General features: G+C 59.7%; 15 protein-coding genes. 6 read left to right on the plus strand and 9 right to left on the minus strand.

The genetic code is table 11. The annotated features are described in order from the left end of the window. Nucleotides 1-149 precede the first annotated feature (149 nt). Genes AC13QY_RS18325 through rsmA form a run of 3 tightly spaced genes read left to right on the plus strand, consistent with a single transcriptional unit; the run spans nucleotide 150 to nucleotide 2,953 of the window. On the plus strand, nucleotides 150-1,094 hold the full coding sequence (locus AC13QY_RS18325; RefSeq protein ID WP_069616195.1) for a SurA N-terminal domain-containing protein: 945 nt from the start codon (nucleotides 150-152) through the stop codon (nucleotides 1,092-1,094). 6 nt (nucleotides 1,095-1,100) lie between these two features. Beyond that, entirely contained in the window at nucleotides 1,101-2,126 is a 1,026-nt protein-coding gene (gene pdxA / locus AC13QY_RS18330; RefSeq protein ID WP_152096025.1) for a 4-hydroxythreonine-4-phosphate dehydrogenase PdxA, read from the plus strand. After that, nucleotides 2,126-2,953, plus strand: coding sequence for a 16S rRNA (adenine(1518)-N(6)/adenine(1519)-N(6))-dimethyltransferase RsmA (rsmA, locus tag AC13QY_RS18335; protein ID WP_152096024.1), 828 nt, complete (start codon nucleotides 2,126-2,128; stop codon nucleotides 2,951-2,953). Before pdxA ends, rsmA begins: the two co-directional genes overlap by 1 nt. Nucleotides 2,954-2,959: 6 nt before the next feature. On the opposite strand, the gene gmk is transcribed toward rsmA, so the two are convergent. The 7 genes from gmk to fabD form a co-directional block, all read right to left on the minus strand. Beyond that, on the minus strand, nucleotides 2,960-3,622 hold the full coding sequence (gene gmk, locus AC13QY_RS18340) for a guanylate kinase (RefSeq protein WP_069616193.1): 663 nt from the start codon (nucleotides 3,620-3,622) through the stop codon (nucleotides 2,960-2,962). Nucleotides 3,623-3,625: 3 nt separating this feature from the next. Next, nucleotides 3,626-4,513 carry a YicC/YloC family endoribonuclease gene (locus AC13QY_RS18345; RefSeq protein ID WP_069616192.1) on the minus strand — a complete coding sequence of 296 codons (888 nt, stop codon included), beginning with the start codon at nucleotides 4,511-4,513 and terminating at the stop codon, nucleotides 3,626-3,628. A 110-nt stretch (nucleotides 4,514-4,623) separates the two neighbouring features. Continuing rightward, nucleotides 4,624-5,838 (minus strand): endolytic transglycosylase MltG, encoded by a 1,215-nt coding sequence (mltG, locus tag AC13QY_RS18350; protein WP_113351698.1) that lies wholly within the window; start codon nucleotides 5,836-5,838, stop codon nucleotides 4,624-4,626. Nucleotides 5,839-6,051: 213 nt separating this feature from the next. Then, nucleotides 6,052-7,314 (minus strand): beta-ketoacyl-ACP synthase II, encoded by a 1,263-nt coding sequence (gene fabF / locus AC13QY_RS18355; RefSeq protein WP_113351697.1) that lies wholly within the window; start codon nucleotides 7,312-7,314, stop codon nucleotides 6,052-6,054. Nucleotides 7,315-7,428: 114 nt separating this feature from the next. Then, on the minus strand, nucleotides 7,429-7,665 hold the full coding sequence (locus AC13QY_RS18360; RefSeq protein WP_004122114.1) for an acyl carrier protein: 237 nt from the start codon (nucleotides 7,663-7,665) through the stop codon (nucleotides 7,429-7,431). 286 nt (nucleotides 7,666-7,951) lie between these two features. Further along, a complete protein-coding gene (fabG, locus tag AC13QY_RS18365; protein ID WP_092710547.1) occupies nucleotides 7,952-8,689 on the minus strand; it encodes a 3-oxoacyl-[acyl-carrier-protein] reductase in 738 nt (245 codons plus the stop codon). 25 nt (nucleotides 8,690-8,714) lie between these two features. Further along, a complete protein-coding gene (gene fabD / locus AC13QY_RS18370; protein WP_113351696.1) occupies nucleotides 8,715-9,659 on the minus strand; it encodes an ACP S-malonyltransferase in 945 nt (314 codons plus the stop codon). Between the two features lie 194 nt (nucleotides 9,660-9,853). Between fabD and AC13QY_RS18375 the strand changes: the two genes are divergently transcribed. After that, nucleotides 9,854-10,897, plus strand: coding sequence for an aldo/keto reductase (locus AC13QY_RS18375; protein ID WP_113351695.1), 1,044 nt, complete (start codon nucleotides 9,854-9,856; stop codon nucleotides 10,895-10,897). Between the two features lie 49 nt (nucleotides 10,898-10,946). Here the strand turns inward: AC13QY_RS18375 and AC13QY_RS18380 are convergent, their stop codons facing one another. Both AC13QY_RS18380 and AC13QY_RS18385 read right to left on the minus strand, forming a co-directional pair. Further along, complete coding sequence (locus AC13QY_RS18380) at nucleotides 10,947-12,128, minus strand: hypothetical protein (RefSeq protein ID WP_269244366.1); 1,182 nt, start codon at nucleotides 12,126-12,128, stop codon at nucleotides 10,947-10,949. A 156-nt stretch (nucleotides 12,129-12,284) separates the two neighbouring features. Continuing rightward, nucleotides 12,285-13,031 (minus strand): histidine phosphatase family protein, encoded by a 747-nt coding sequence (locus tag AC13QY_RS18385; RefSeq protein WP_113329142.1) that lies wholly within the window; start codon nucleotides 13,029-13,031, stop codon nucleotides 12,285-12,287. A 390-nt stretch (nucleotides 13,032-13,421) separates the two neighbouring features. On the opposite strand from AC13QY_RS18385, the gene rpsF reads away from it, so the two are divergent. Further along, complete coding sequence (gene rpsF, locus AC13QY_RS18390) at nucleotides 13,422-13,868, plus strand: 30S ribosomal protein S6 (RefSeq protein WP_069616186.1); 447 nt, start codon at nucleotides 13,422-13,424, stop codon at nucleotides 13,866-13,868. A gap of 13 nt (nucleotides 13,869-13,881) precedes the next feature. Continuing rightward, nucleotides 13,882-14,130, plus strand: coding sequence for a 30S ribosomal protein S18 (gene rpsR / locus AC13QY_RS18395; RefSeq protein ID WP_004122103.1), 249 nt, complete (start codon nucleotides 13,882-13,884; stop codon nucleotides 14,128-14,130). Nucleotides 14,131-14,280: the final 150 nt, after the last annotated feature.

Here is a 14,280-nt window from a genome sequence, read left to right on the forward strand (position 1 = left end):
GCGGCGCTGTCGTGTCATTGTTTCGCCGCAAGGATTTTGCAATTCATCGCGCTTGATGTAGACATGTGGCGCGAAGTTGCCGTACTGCGCAACAGGCATAGCAAAACGGCGCCATGCTGGCAGGAAATACCTTTGGGAAGGGGTAATTGATGTTTTCTGGAAAGACACCGATGCGCGCTCTGTTGTTCGGAGCCGCGGCCTTGGTTATGGCGAGCTTCGCCGTGCCGAGCAGCGATGTTGCTTTCGCAGCAAGCGAAGTGAAGGTCCTCGTCAATAGCCAGGTAATCACATCCGGCGACATAGCCAGGCGCGTCGCCTTCCTCAAATTGCAGCGCCAGAAAGGCGATCTGAACAAGCTTGCCAAAGAGCAGCTTGTTGACGAAACGCTGAAGCGCGCGGAGATCTCCCGCCTGCGCATGTCCGTTTCGACGACGGACGTCGATGCCGCCTTCGGCCGTTTCGCCTCCAGCAACAAGATGACACCGGCACAGCTTAGCCAGATTCTCGAAAAGGCCGGCGTGGGCGTCGATCACTTCAAATCCTATATCGCCGTTTCCATGAGCTGGCCGCGGGTCGTCAATGCACGCTTCGGCGCAAGAAGCCGCATGTCGAACGATGATCTCGTGACGCGCATGACGGAAAACAAGACGAAGCCGGTCACGACGGAATATTTCCTGAAGCAGATCGTCTTCGTCGTTCCGGCTGCGAAGCGGAACGCCATTTTGAATCAGCGCAAGGCGGAAGCCGAAGCATCGCGGTCGAAGTTCCCGGGCTGCGACCAGGCAAAGGTCTTCGCCGCGACCATGCGTGACGTCTCCGTCCAGGACCTTGGCCGCGTCCTTGCACCAGAAGTTCCGGAAATGTGGAAGCCGCTCCTGGAGAAGGCATCCGGCAACACGACCACGCCGATCGTAACCGATCGCGGCGTCGAATATGTCGCCATTTGCTCGCAACGTCAGGTGAATGATGACGTCGCCGCCGCTGCCGTGTTCCGTGCCGAGGATATCGGTAAGGACAAGGCAACGGGTGTGAGCGCCAATGACAAGAAGTATATGGATGAGCTGCGCTCCAAGGCGCAGATCGTCTATCGCTGATTGACGATGCCACCGCGCTCTTCCCTCCCCCTCGCGCTCACGCAGGGGGATCCGGCTGGCATAGGTCCCGACATCACCCTCGCCGTCTGGCTTCGCCGCGGCGAGCTGGATCTGCCGCCCTTCCTGTTTCTTGGCGATGCCGCCGTGCTTGAGGCGCGAGCTTCTCAGCTCGGCCTGACCGTACCGCTTGCGACTGCCGATCCGGCGAATGCCTGCAATATCTTTCCCGATGCGCTGCCGATCCTGCCGATCGACGCTGGCATGGATATCATCGCCGGCGAGCCGCATGTGGCGACCGCAAAAGGTACGATTGCCGCCATCGAAACGGCCGTTTCCCTCAGCATGAGCGGCCGGACATCCGCAGTCGTCACCAATCCGATCGCCAAATCGGTGCTCTATGACGCCGGTTTCGGCTTTCCCGGCCATACGGAATTCCTGGCGGATCTTGCAACGCGCGCCACTGGAAAGCCGGTCATGCCGGTCATGTTGCTTGCCGGTCCCAAGCTTCGCGCGATCCCAGTCACCATCCATATTCCGCTGAAGGAGGTGCCTGAAACGTTGACCTCCGATCTGATCGCCGAAACCTGCCGGATTACCGATCACGACCTCCGCGTCCGTTTCGGCATCTCCAAGCCGCGTCTTGCCGTTGCCGGTCTCAATCCGCATGCGGGAGAGAATGGCGCGCTCGGCAAGGAAGACGACGAAATCGTACGGCCTGCGATCGACAGGCTCCGCTCCGAGGGCATCGACGCATTCGGGCCCCTGCCCGCCGACACCATGTTCCATGACGACGCCCGTCGACGTTACGATGTAGCCATCTGCATGTATCACGATCAGGCATTGATCCCGGCCAAAGCGCTCGGCTTCGACGATTCCGTCAATGTCACGCTCGGCTTACCTTTTGTCCGCACGTCTCCGGATCACGGCACGGCTTTCGGCATCGCCGGTAAAGGTATTGCCAAGGAAGACAGCCTTGTCGCTGCGCTGAAGCTGGCCAGCGAAATCAGCAGCACGACCGGAAACAACCCCTGATGGCCGCTCTCGATGGCTTGCCGCCCCTTCGCGATGTAATCCAACGCCACGGCCTCGATGCGCGCAAGGCGCTTGGCCAGAACTTCCTTCTCGACCTCAATCTGACCCAGAAGGTCGCGCGCGCAGCCGGATCACTTGAGGGCGTCACCGTTTTCGAGGTCGGGCCTGGGCCGGGCGGACTGACGCGCGCCATCCTGGCGCTCGGTGCGGCCAAGGTCATCGCCGTCGAGCGCGATGCACGCTGTCTGCCGGCGTTGGCCGAAATTGCCGATCACTATCCGGGCCGACTAGAGGTGATCGAAGGCGATGCGCTGAAGACGGATTTTGCCTCCCTTGCCCCGCAAGGGCCGGTGAAGATCATCGCCAACCTGCCCTATAATGTCGGGACGCAGCTTTTGGTGAACTGGCTTCTGCCGGCGCAATGGCCACCCTTCTGGCAATCCCTGACCCTGATGTTCCAGAAGGAAGTCGGCCAACGGATCGTGGCGCAGGAAGATGACGATCATTATGGCCGGCTCGGCGTGCTCTGCGGCTGGCGGACAGAGGCCCGCATGGCTTTCGACGTGCCGCCACAGGCCTTCACGCCGCCGCCCAAGGTGACCTCGACCGTGGTGCACCTGACGCCGAGGGAAAACCCTATTCCTTGCGCGGTCGACAAGCTGGAGAAGGTGACACAGGCCGCCTTCGGCCAGCGCCGCAAGATGCTGCGCCAGAGCCTGAAGCCGCTTGGCGGCGAAGCCCTGCTGCTAAAGGCCGATATCGACCCGCAGCGCCGCGCCGAAACGCTTTCGGTAGAAGAATTCTGTCGGCTGGCGAATTGCCTGTAACCAGCTTTATAGCTTCGGCGTCTCTTCCAGCAGATCGCGGACGAAATCGAACATGCCATGCCGACGGTCGCGGCGCAGGCGCTCGGCCTTGACGATCGACTGAACCGCGTCGAAAGCAATGTTCAGATCGTCATTGACGATGACATAGTCGTATTCGCGCCAGTGAGCGATCTCGGCCCGGGAATTGGCAAGACGCATGGCGATGACCTCTTCGGAATCCTCTGCGCGGCGATGCAGCCGCGATTGCAGCTCCGTCATAGTCGGCGGCAGCACGAAGATGGAGACGACATCTGCCGGCATCTTCTCCTGCAACTGCTGGGCGCCCTGCCAGTCGATGTCGAAGAGCATGTCGCGGCCTTCCGACATCGCCGTCTCCACGGGCTCGCGTGGCGTGCCGTAGAAATTGCCGTGTACCTCCGCCCATTCGAGCAAGGAGTCGGAATCGCGCAGACGCTCGAATTCGCGCTGCGAGACAAAATGATAGTGCACGCCTTCGATTTCGCTCGGCCTGCGCTGCCGCGTCGTGACGCTGACCGAGAGGCTCACCTGCTTGTCCTTGTCGAGCAGTGTGCGCGCGATCGTCGACTTGCCGGCTCCTGACGGCGAGGAGATGGCTAGCATCAACCCCCGGCGGGCGATCGGAATGGATGTGGATGTCGCCGGCTTCATGGCCTACTCCAAATTCTGGACCTGTTCGCGGAACTGGTCGATGACTACCTTCAGCTCGATGCCGGCGGCAGTCACGGCCGCTGCATTCGATTTCGAACAGATGGTATTCGATTCCCGGTTAAATTCCTGTGCAAGAAAATCGAGCTTGCGGCCGACAGGGCCGCCCTTGGAGATCAGATCGCGCGCCGCGGCCACGTGGGCCTTCAGGCGATCGATCTCCTCCCGCAAATCGGCCTTGGTGGCGAGAAGGGCAGCTTCGGCATGGAGCCGGTCACGGTCAAGGCCCGACGAGCCGTCCAGAAGCATCGAAACCTGCGTCGCCAGTCTCGCGGCAATTTCCTGCGGGGAACGGGACGGATCGCGCTCGACCGTTGATGTCAGCGCCTCGATCGTCGCGACATGACCGAGCAGAACCTTGCCGAGTGCATCGCCTTCCTGCCGGCGCATGTCGCGGAGATCGGCGAGTGCCGCCTCGAGGCCGGCCATGATATCTGCGTCGCGCGCGGCGACGGCGTCCTCGTCTTCCTCGGCTTCCTTGAATTCCACCAGGCCGCGCACAGCCATCAGGCTTTCCAGGCGCAGCGGAGCGGGATCCACGATGCCGGCCAGCTGATCGCGTAGCGCCAGGACCGCCGTCAGCGCATCCTGGTTCACGACGACCTCGATACGGCTTTCTTCCACCGAGAGCGACAGGCTGACCTGAAGATTGCCGCGGGAGAGCCGATCCGCGATCGACTTGCGGACATCAGTTTCGAGGCGCTCCAGGCCTGGCGGCAAGCGCAGGCGGATATCCAACCCCTTGCCGTTCACCGAGCGCAGTTCCCATGCCCAGCGGCCACGACCACTCGTTCCCTCACGCCGGGCAAAGCCGGTCATGGACTGCAACGCCATGCAAGCCTCCGATAGTTCCTATCCCCAATCCATCGAAAATCTTCGGATTACGGGCCAATGTAAAGTGAATCCACGCCGGGCACTCTATGCAGACCACGGCGTGGCGAGGATTAGTTGGTCTTCTTCTTCTGCTGCGTGCCCGAACCGGGGGCTACGGCAGCATCGTCGGGCTGACCATCAACGGCAATGGCGCTGGGATCTTCGCCCTTCTCGGCAACCAGCTTGCGCCAGCGCCTGACATTGGCATTGTGCTCGTCCAGCGTTGCGGCGAAGACATGTCCACCGGTGCCATCCGCCACGAAATAGAGGTCCTGCGTCTTCCAGGGGTTGGCGACGGCCTCCAGAGCATCCTTGCCCGGATTTGCGATCGGCGTCGGCGGCAAGCCCTTGATGAGGTAGGTATTATAAGGCGTGTCCTTCTTCAGGTCGGACTGGTAGATGGGGCGATCGGACGGCTTTCCTTCACCACCGAAGAGGCCATAGATGACCGTCGGGTCGGACTGCAGACGCATACCCTTGCCCAACCGGTTCAGGAAGACGGAAGCGACATGGGCGCGTTCGTCCGCCACACCGGTTTCCTTCTCCACCATGGAAGCCAGCGTGATGAAATCCTGCTTGCTCGCCAGCTGGACGCTGGAATCGCGCTTCTCCCAGATCTGATCGACCAGTTTGGCCTGTGCTGCCGCCATCTGCTGAACGATTTCGGTGCGCTTGGTGCCGCGCGTGAACTTATAGGTGTCCGGTCTCAGGCTGCCTTCCGGCGGCAGGGCCGACGGCAGATCGCCCTCCAGCACAACATCGGCCTGCAGCTTGTTGAACATCTGCCGCACCGTAAGCCCTTCCGGCAAAGTAACCGAATAGAGGATAGACTTGCCGGACTTCAGCAGCTCCATGATGTCCTTCATGGAAGCGCCGGCCTTGATCTCGTATTCGCCGGCGCGAAGCGTTTCACCATCACGCAGATAGGTGGCCGTCAACCAGCGGAAGATGCGCTGATCGGTGATGATGTTATTGGATTCCAGGCGGTTGGCGATCTCGCTGAGGCCAGCACCATTGCGCACGATGAAATTGGTGTTGGTCGTCAGAGGACCGGGACCCTGATAGATCGAAAACGCGTAATAGGCGCCGCCGATGGCGGCAACGGCGACGAAAACCGCAAGTGTCATCAGGAAGTTCAGGAAGATGACCATCTGGCTGCGGGCCTTGCGCGAACGCTTCGGCGGATCCGGAACACGCTCCGGACGCAGGGCTTCATTGGCCGATTTCGGGATAATCGGTCCCTTCTGCCCGTTCGGAGTTCCGTTGCTCTGGTTCGTATCGCTCACCGGCAATCCCTTCCTTTTTGTGATTGCCTGCTCTTTGGCCAAGCAATGCGGCAAAAAGCAGGTTCAGAAGATAAGGCGGAGCTCGAGGCTCCGACTTCGACCGATCAGGCGTTCCCGCACCACATTCCCGAGAAAGACGAAGGCGCAGCAACAATCAAGGATGCGGGCGAGATTGCCACAAGGCACCCTCACCCCAACAGTTACGCGTTGTTATTAAGCCTCATAACGGCGCAGGACAAGCGACGCATTCGTGCCGCCGAAGCCGAAGGAGTTTGACAGCGCGACGTTGATTTCGCGCTTGCGGGCCTTGTGCGGAACGAGGTCGATGGCGGTCTCGCGCTCCGGATTGTCCAGATTGAGCGTCGGCGGGGCGATATTGTCGCGAATGGCGAGCGTGGCAAAGATCGCTTCGATGGCACCGGCAGCGCCAAGAAGATGACCGGTTGCCGACTTGGTGGACGACATGGAAATCTTCGACGCGGCATTGCCGACCAGCCGTTCGACAGCGCCGAGTTCGATCGTATCGGCCATCGTCGATGTGCCATGGGCATTGATGTAGTCGATATCGGCAGGCGTCAGGCCGGCGCGCTTCAGCGCAGATGTCATGCAGCGGAAAGCGCCTTCGCCGTCCTCGGACGGAGCAGTGATATGATGGGCGTCGCCCGAGAGGCCGTAGCCGACGACTTCTGCGTAGATCTTGGCGCCGCGCGCCTTGGCGTGTTCTAGTTCTTCGAGAACGACGATGCCGGCGCCCTCGCCCATGACGAAGCCGTCACGGTCGCGGTCATAGGGGCGCGAGGCCTTTTGCGGCGTATCGTTGAAGTCTGTCGACAGCGCCTTGCAGGCAGCAAAGCCTGCAAGCGAAATGCGGCAGACGGGAGCTTCGGCACCGCCTGCTACCATGACGTCGGCATCGCCGAGCATGATAAGACGGGCGGCATCGCCGATCGCGTGCGCACCGGTCGAACATGCGGTAACGACCGCATGGTTCGGGCCGCGCAGCTTGTGGCGGATCGAAACCTGGCCGGAAACGAGATTGATGAGGCGGCCTGGGATGAAGAAAGGCGAAATGCGGCGCGGACCCTTGTCGCGCAGCGTGTAGCCAGCCTCGACGATGCCTTCGAGGCCGCCGATGCCGGAACCGATCATGACGCCCGTCGCGATCTGATCCTCATCCGTGGCCGGGTGCCAATTCGCATCGGCCAGCGCCATGTCGGCGGCCGCCATGCCGTAGATGATGAAGGGATCGACCTTGCGCTGCTCCTTCGGCTCCATCCAATCGTCTGCGTTGAACGTGCCGTCGGTGCCGTCGCCGACAGGGATGCGGCAGGCAATCTTTGCCGCGAGATCATCGACCTCAAATTCGGTCACGAGGCGGGCGCCGTTGTGCCCAGCGAGCAAACGCGTCCAGGACACCTCCGTGCCACAGCCCAAAGGTGATACCATGCCGGTACCCGTGATAACGACACGTCTCATCGCCCGCAGACCCCCGTCTTTTTATGATGATATGCGTATAAGCTTGCTTCGTCCGACGTCGCCGGACGAAATAGGGCGGACTCTTCAGCCCGCCCCGTCAAAAAGCGCGAAAGATTAGGCCTGAGCCTTCTCAATGAACTTTACCGCGTCGCCGACCGTCAGGATCGAGTCAGCAGCGTCGTCCGGAATTTCAACGCCGAATTCTTCTTCGAAGGCCATGACCAGTTCGACGGTGTCGAGCGAGTCCGCACCCAGATCGTCGATGAAGCTTGCGCTTTCAACAACCTTGTCGGCGTCAACGCCAAGATGATCAACAACAATTTTCTTTACGCGTTCTGCGATATCGCTCATGTCGGTTTCCTCGACCTTATATCCTGATGAGAATGCCTTGTGACATCCCTACCCTAATTCAAACCTGCAGCATCTGTTCCGACGCCGCTGGCAAACCCGTTCAACCCGGCATTGAGATCCGGTCCAGCGCCTTGAATGTGGCCCAGTCCGCCTGAATTTTCCGGACGACTGTTCACAGTCATGGCCCGCTTAACACGGTTTAAGTCCGTCGCAAAGCCAGAAAATAGCCGGCTCCGGGTTGCTCAACATGCTATTGGCGGGAAAGTTCCCCCCAACAGCAATTCCTTTAGATCATTGCCATGCCACCGTTGACATGGATCGTCTGCCCCGTGACATAGCTCGCCTCCGAGGAAGCGAGATAAGCAACGGCAGAAGCGACTTCCTGACCCGTGCCCATACGCTTCATGGGGATCGCCCCCATGATGGCTTCTTTCTGCTTGTCGTTCAGCTTGCCCGTCATCGCGCTTTCGATGAAGCCGGGGGCAACGCAGTTGACCGTGACGTTTCGCGTTGCGATTTCCTGCGCCAGCGACTTGGTGAAGCCGATCATGCCCGCCTTGGAGGCGCAGTAGTTGGCCTGGCCCGGATTACCCGTCACGCCGACGACGGAGGTGATGTTGATGATGCGGCCGTAGCGGCGGCGCATCATCGGATGGGTCAACTCCCGCGTCAGGCGGAAGACGGCGGTCAGATTGACTTCCAGCACGGCGTCCCAGTCCTCGTCGCTCATGCGCACGAAGAGGCCGTCCTTGGTGATGCCGGCATTGTTGACCAGGATATCGACGCCGCCGAGCTCCTCTTCCGCCTTGGCGCCGAGTGCCTTGACTTCGTCGCGGTCCGACAGGTTGGCCGGGAAGATCTTGACGCGATCGCCGAGCTCGGAGGCCAGCGCCTCCAGCTTTTCGACGCGCGTGCCGTGCAGGCCGACGATGGCGCCCTGCTTGTGCAGGAGCCGGGCAATTTCTTCACCGATGCCGCCGGATGCGCCGGTTACCAGGGCCTTGCGGCCGGTCAAATCAAGCATATGTGTCCCTCGTTCCTTGAATATATCAGCCGAGCAATGCGGCAAGCGCCGTATCTATATCTGCAGCATTGTTGACGGCGATGCCGTTGACCGACTTGTCGATGCGGCGGGCAAGACCCGTCAGCACCTTGCCGGCGCCAATTTCATACAATGTTGTCACATTGTTGGCGGCAAACCATTCCACCGTCTCACGCCAGCGCACCTGGCCGGTAACCTGCTCGACCAGCAACCGCGCAATCTCATCAGCATCGGTAACCGGAGCCGCCTTCACATTAGCGATAACAGGCACGACCGGGTTGGCCTTGGCGACGCCGGCGAGCGCCTCGCGCATGGCGTCGGCAGCCGGAGCCATCAACGCAGAATGGAACGGTGCGGAGACGGGCAAGAGGATGGCGCGCTTAGCGCCCTTGGCGGTCGCAAGTTCCGCTGCCTTTTCGACCGGGGCTTTCTCGCCGGAGATAACGATCTGGCCGCCACCATTGTCATTGGCGATCTGGCAGGCGCCGAGTGCAGAAGCCTCCTCGCAAATGGCGACGACATCGGCATGTTCAAGGCCGATGATTGCGGCCATGGCACCGACGCCGACGGGGACTGCCGCCTGCATGGCATTGCCGCGGATGCGCAGCAGCCGCGCCGTATCGGCAAGCGAGAAGGTGCCGGCGGCACAGAGCGCGGAGTATTCGCCGAGCGAGTGACCGGCAACATAAGAGACCTTGCTCTTCAGATCGAGGCCGCGAGCCTGCAGCACGCGGATGACTGCGAGCGAGACGGCCATCAGCGCAGGCTGCGCATTGGCCGTCAGCGTCAGCTTGTCTTCCGGGCCGTTGAAGATGACGTCGGAAAGCTTTTCACCGAGCGCTTCATCGACTTCCTCGAAGACGGCGCGCGCCTCGGAGAAATTGTCGGCAAGATCCTTGCCCATGCCGACGGCTTGGCTGCCCTGGCCGGGAAATGTGAAAGCAACAGTCATTATAAAGCGTCCTTTTGGGGGTCGTTTTGCTTCCCAATGACATTGTTTGCAGCGGAGTCAATAGTGCAAGCCCCGCAGCCACAGGCTTTTGCACCCGCGAAGCGCAATGATTTTTTTCTTGCGCTCGCTCAGATCGGGCCTAAATTTGCGCGACCTCATTCATTTTGACCTTCTCCCATCCCCAAGGTTTTCCCATGAAATATAAGAGATTAGGCCGTACCGATATTTCCGTTTCGCAGATTTGCCTGGGCACGATGACCTGGGGCACGCAGAACAGCGAAGCCGAAGCCCATGAACAGATGGACTATGCTGTCCAGAAGGGCATTAATTTCTTCGATACCGCCGAAATGTATCCGACGACGCCTGTGGGGCCGGAGACTCAGGGGCGCACTGAAGAATATATCGGCACCTGGTTCGAGAAGACCGGCAAGCGTAGAGATGTCGTGCTCGCTACCAAAGTCGCCGGGCCGGGCCGCGAATATCTGCGCGGCGGGCAAGGTCCGGACGCCGCCAATATCAATGCGGCTGTCGACGCCAGCCTGAAGCGGCTGAAGACCGATTATATCGACCTCTATCAGGTTCACTGGCCGAACCGCGGCCATTTCCATTTCCGCCAGAACTGGCGCTATAACCCCTTCAACCAGGATCGCGAGAAAGTCATCGCCGAGATCACCGAGATCCTGGAGACGATGGGCGAGCTGGTGAAGGCCGGCAAAATCCGCGCCGTCGGCCTCTCGAACGAGACGACCTGGGGTATCCAGAAATATCTGACGATTGCAGAGCAGAAGGGCCTGCCGCGCGTCGCCACCACGCAGAACGAATACAATCTCCTCTACCGCCATTTCGACCTCGATCTGGCTGAACTGTCGCATCACGAAGATGTCGGCCTGCTCGCCTATTCGCCGCTCGCTGGCGGCATCCTCACCGGCAAATATGTCGGTGGTGCCCGTCCGGCCGGCTCGCGCGGCTCGATCAATCTCGACATCGGCGGCCGCCTGCAACCGCTGCAGGAGCCGCCGGTTAAGGCCTATCTCGAGATCGCCGCCAAATACGGTATTGACCCGTCGAAACTGGCGCTGGCCTACTGCCTCACCAAGCCCTTCATGACGTCCGTCATCATCGGCGCGACGACGATGGCGCAGCTCGAGACCGACGTGGCCGCCGCTTATGTGACGCTACCCGAGGAGGCACTGGCCGAGATCGAGCAAGTGCATCGGAAATATCCGATGCCTATGTGAGAAGCCTGCCGGTAGGATCGAAAACGGATAAGCGGGCAAGTTTGCCCGTTTATTCGGCCGTGGCAGCGGAAGCACTGCAGCAGATTTCGCGAACGTAGTCGTTGCCATGAGTGATGATGGCGTTGAGAGGGATTTTTTTACTCCCTATCAGGTGTTGATATACCAGCGGAGCGATATTTTTGTCGTAGGCGTCCTTAATGGTAAGGGCATACCGCCCCTGCGCGGTCAAATGGACCGCCATAGGAGGGTTTGCCCCCTTGGCCAACTGTATGGCTGTCGTCAACGAGGGATCGACGAATATTTGGATGTATTGTTTGCCAAAGCGATTTTCTTCGAACTCGCGCACCCACACTGACGTCTGAAGCATATAGCCGGATTTCTTGCCGATCGACACACGATACCAATCGCCGATGCTCTTTTTGATCGTCAATTCGCTCCCATTCGGGAAAGTCGCAATCGTCTTGGCGCTCATGTTCCGGCTGGTCTTGAGCAGGGCCGCTCCTGCGTCGTCTTGAACAATGCCGTTTCTCGGGATTGGAACTTGCAGAAGCGGCGACTCCTCGTTCAGTGGCTGAGTTGCCTTACGCGCTTCAGCACTCGCTGCCGGAGCATTATTAGACGACGACTTTGCTGCGAACTCCTGAATCTCCTGGTATGACACGGTCGTCACTCGAAACTGTGTCATTTCGCTCGATGACAGATAACGAATATCGTTGCTGTCATATTTGAGCGTGAGCTGCAGCAAGCCCGGGTCAATGCCCATTTCGTTCATATAGGCAATCACGTCCGCAGTCTGCCGTTGGACGGCTGCTACGGCAGTCTCGACATCCATTCCTTTTGCATCGCTGACCGAAGACTTGTGAACGCCGATCGAGCCCGGTTCGGCAAACCGGCCCACTCCGCCAAGAAAGGACAAGGAACAAGCCGAGGAGCATTCGGCGCTTCTTACAGCGAGAGTGCTGAGCCCCAGAGATCTTATCAGCCGGCCAAGTTCCAATGCCTTGGATACATTGCCGCCGCCGCTGTCGAAGCCGACGTAGATAGCGTGGCTGGAAACAGCCTTATCGCGGAATAAGCTCAAATCATCGTCGGCTTCGAAACTGCCAATTACCGTAATGTAGGTAATTCCATCATCCGCAGTTCGAACGTCGTAGCTCAGCCGCGCCGCGGCATTTTGCGCAAGAAGCGCGAAGCCCAGAGCAAAACCCAGCAAAGCAAAGCTTTTCTTCACAGCCCACCCCCAAATTGCAACCAAGCCATGAATTCCATAGCTCCAGGCGCTTCACAAGCCATGATTGCAGCCCACATTCGAAAGATTCGGCCTTACCGATGAAATGAAAGCAGGCTCATATGGCAGCGGGAAAAAGCCATGCTTACGGCAAGCTGCCTATTGCTTTGTCTTCGGCGCAATTGCCAATTCGGAACCATAAGCCGCCTTCAATTCCTCCTGCCCCTTCACACGGTCCACGGACTTATGAAGCAGGATCGAGCGATAGCCTTCCGAACTCCGCTCCTCGATCAAGGTGACATCGGCGTTTCCTGGATTGTCCGAGCGCTCGAACCAATCGACGGGGTGATGCAGGAAATTCATCTCGAAGGCCCGGTTGGTGACGCCATGGCCGACGATGATGACATTGTTCTTTCCGTTTTCGGCATCGTGCATGACCGTCTGCAGAAATAGACGGACACGCTGGGCGACATCGGCGCGGCTCTCGCCGTCCGGCGGCCGGGCGTAGAACTTGCCGTTATTGTTGCGCAGCCTTGCCCATTTCTCGAACTCATCGGGGAATTTCCGCTTCTGTTCGGCATGATCGTAGATTTCGGTGAAGAGGCCGAAGTCCTGCTCACGCAGGAGATAATCCTCTCTGATATCTCCGATGAGTTCGGCGGGCAGAACCTCCAGCAGGGCATCCTTGCTCTGCCGCGTCCTCAGGAAGGGCGAATACCAGACGCTCAGCTTGCGCAGTTCGGCTGATGGCAATCCCTTGAGATAGGCTGATATCGCCTGCCCTGCTTCCAGCACCTGCCGATAGCCCCATTCCGTCAGGGGCACATTATGGTCGCCGAATTGCCGATAGGCCTGGTCATCGATATTGCCAAGGGATTCGCCGTGCCGAACGAGAAAGATGCGCATGAATCGTCCCTGTTGCTGCAATTCGCATCCCATCATATGGGAGAGCGCGGCGGGTGCAACGCTGCGGCGGATGGGAGCTCGCGATTTGGCCCAAGCATCGACGCCGCTCGCGGGCAAAACGGCATAATTTCGCCCCTACCCTTGCCTTTCGAAGAAAAATCCGTATAAGCCGCCCTGTTCGCAACCCGGTCTTCTGGCTGGTGGCTGAACGGAGGGCCGGTTTCCGATAAGGGAATCGTTCGGAACGGAAGCGTTCCAGCCTCCCGTGTCTCCGCTCTCGACCGTCTCGGAAACGCTTTTCTTGCTTGGGTTTACCCTATCAGGAGCAGTCGTTGAGGCTTAGCCGCCGAATATCGGGTTCAGACCAACGCAAGAAAGGCAAAGCTATCCATGGCTCTTTACGAACATGTATTCCTTGCCCGGCAGGATATTTCCGCTCAGCAGGTCGACGCCCTCGTAGAACAGTACAAGGGTGTCATCGAAGCTCACGGCGGTAAAGTCGGGCGTATCGAGAACTGGGGCCTCAAGTCCCTCACCTACCGCATCAAGAAGAACCGCAAGGCTCATTACGCCCTGATGGACATCGATGCTCCGGCCGCTGCGATCCAGGAAATGGAACGCCAGATGCGCATCAGCGAAGATGTCCTGCGTTACATGACGATCGCTGTCGAGCAGCACGAAGACGGCCCGTCGGCCATGATGCAGAAGCGCGACCGTGACGACCGTCCGCGCCGCGATGGCGACCGTCCGGAGCGCAGCTTCGGCGATCGTGGTCCGCGCCCGGATCGTGGTGACCGCGAAGACCGTCCGCGCCGTCCGCGCGAAGACCGCGTATAAGGAGATTTGAGAGATGTCTGAAGTTTCTTCCGCACCGGTCCGCCGTCCGTTCCATCGCCGCCGCAAGACCTGCCCGTTCTCGGGCGCCAATGCGCCGCGCATCGACTACAAGGACGTTCGTCTCCTGCAGCGCTACATTTCCGAGCGCGGCAAGATCGTTCCGTCCCGCATCACGGCCGTTTCTCAGAAGAAGCAGCGCGAACTCGCCCAGGCGATCAAGCGCGCCCGTTTCCTCGGCCTGCTGCCCTACGTCGTCGCTTAATAGCGCCTGACGGAGAATGAATTAGAGGGAAGGCAGCGATGCCTTCCCTTCTCCCTTTCGCGATGGGCGCGGATCGGAACCTTGAAACCCCATGTTGGGGATAAGCTTTCAGGCCCGTGTGGCGAAGGCATCCTCTAACTGCTCGATACG

It is taken from the genome of Martinezella sp. CNPSo 3795 (assembly GCF_057784475.1).

Coding starts and splice junctions, on each gene's coding strand:
- fabG (WP_092710547.1), bottom strand. CDS start 8,689: ATGCTTGATTTGACCGGCCGCAAGGCCCTGGTAACCGGCGCATCCGGC.
- fabD (WP_113351696.1), bottom strand. CDS start 9,659: ATGACTGTTGCTTTCACATTTCCCGGCCAGGGCAGCCAAGCCGTCGGC.
- AC13QY_RS18325 (WP_069616195.1), top strand. CDS start 150: ATGTTTTCTGGAAAGACACCGATGCGCGCTCTGTTGTTCGGAGCCGCG.
- AC13QY_RS18385 (WP_113329142.1), bottom strand. CDS start 13,031: ATGCGCATCTTTCTCGTTCGGCACGGCGAATCCCTTGGCAATATCGAT.
- rsmA (WP_152096024.1), top strand. CDS start 2,126: ATGGCCGCTCTCGATGGCTTGCCGCCCCTTCGCGATGTAATCCAACGC.
- AC13QY_RS18360 (WP_004122114.1), bottom strand. CDS start 7,665: ATGAGCGATATCGCAGAACGCGTAAAGAAAATTGTTGTTGATCATCTT.
- pdxA (WP_152096025.1), top strand. CDS start 1,101: ATGCCACCGCGCTCTTCCCTCCCCCTCGCGCTCACGCAGGGGGATCCG.
- fabF (WP_113351697.1), bottom strand. CDS start 7,314: ATGAGACGTGTCGTTATCACGGGTACCGGCATGGTATCACCTTTGGGC.
- gmk (WP_069616193.1), bottom strand. CDS start 3,622: ATGAAGCCGGCGACATCCACATCCATTCCGATCGCCCGCCGGGGGTTG.
- AC13QY_RS18375 (WP_113351695.1), top strand. CDS start 9,854: ATGAAATATAAGAGATTAGGCCGTACCGATATTTCCGTTTCGCAGATT.
- rpsR (WP_004122103.1), top strand. CDS start 13,882: ATGTCTGAAGTTTCTTCCGCACCGGTCCGCCGTCCGTTCCATCGCCGC.
- rpsF (WP_069616186.1), top strand. CDS start 13,422: ATGGCTCTTTACGAACATGTATTCCTTGCCCGGCAGGATATTTCCGCT.
- AC13QY_RS18345 (WP_069616192.1), bottom strand. CDS start 4,513: ATGGCGTTGCAGTCCATGACCGGCTTTGCCCGGCGTGAGGGAACGAGT.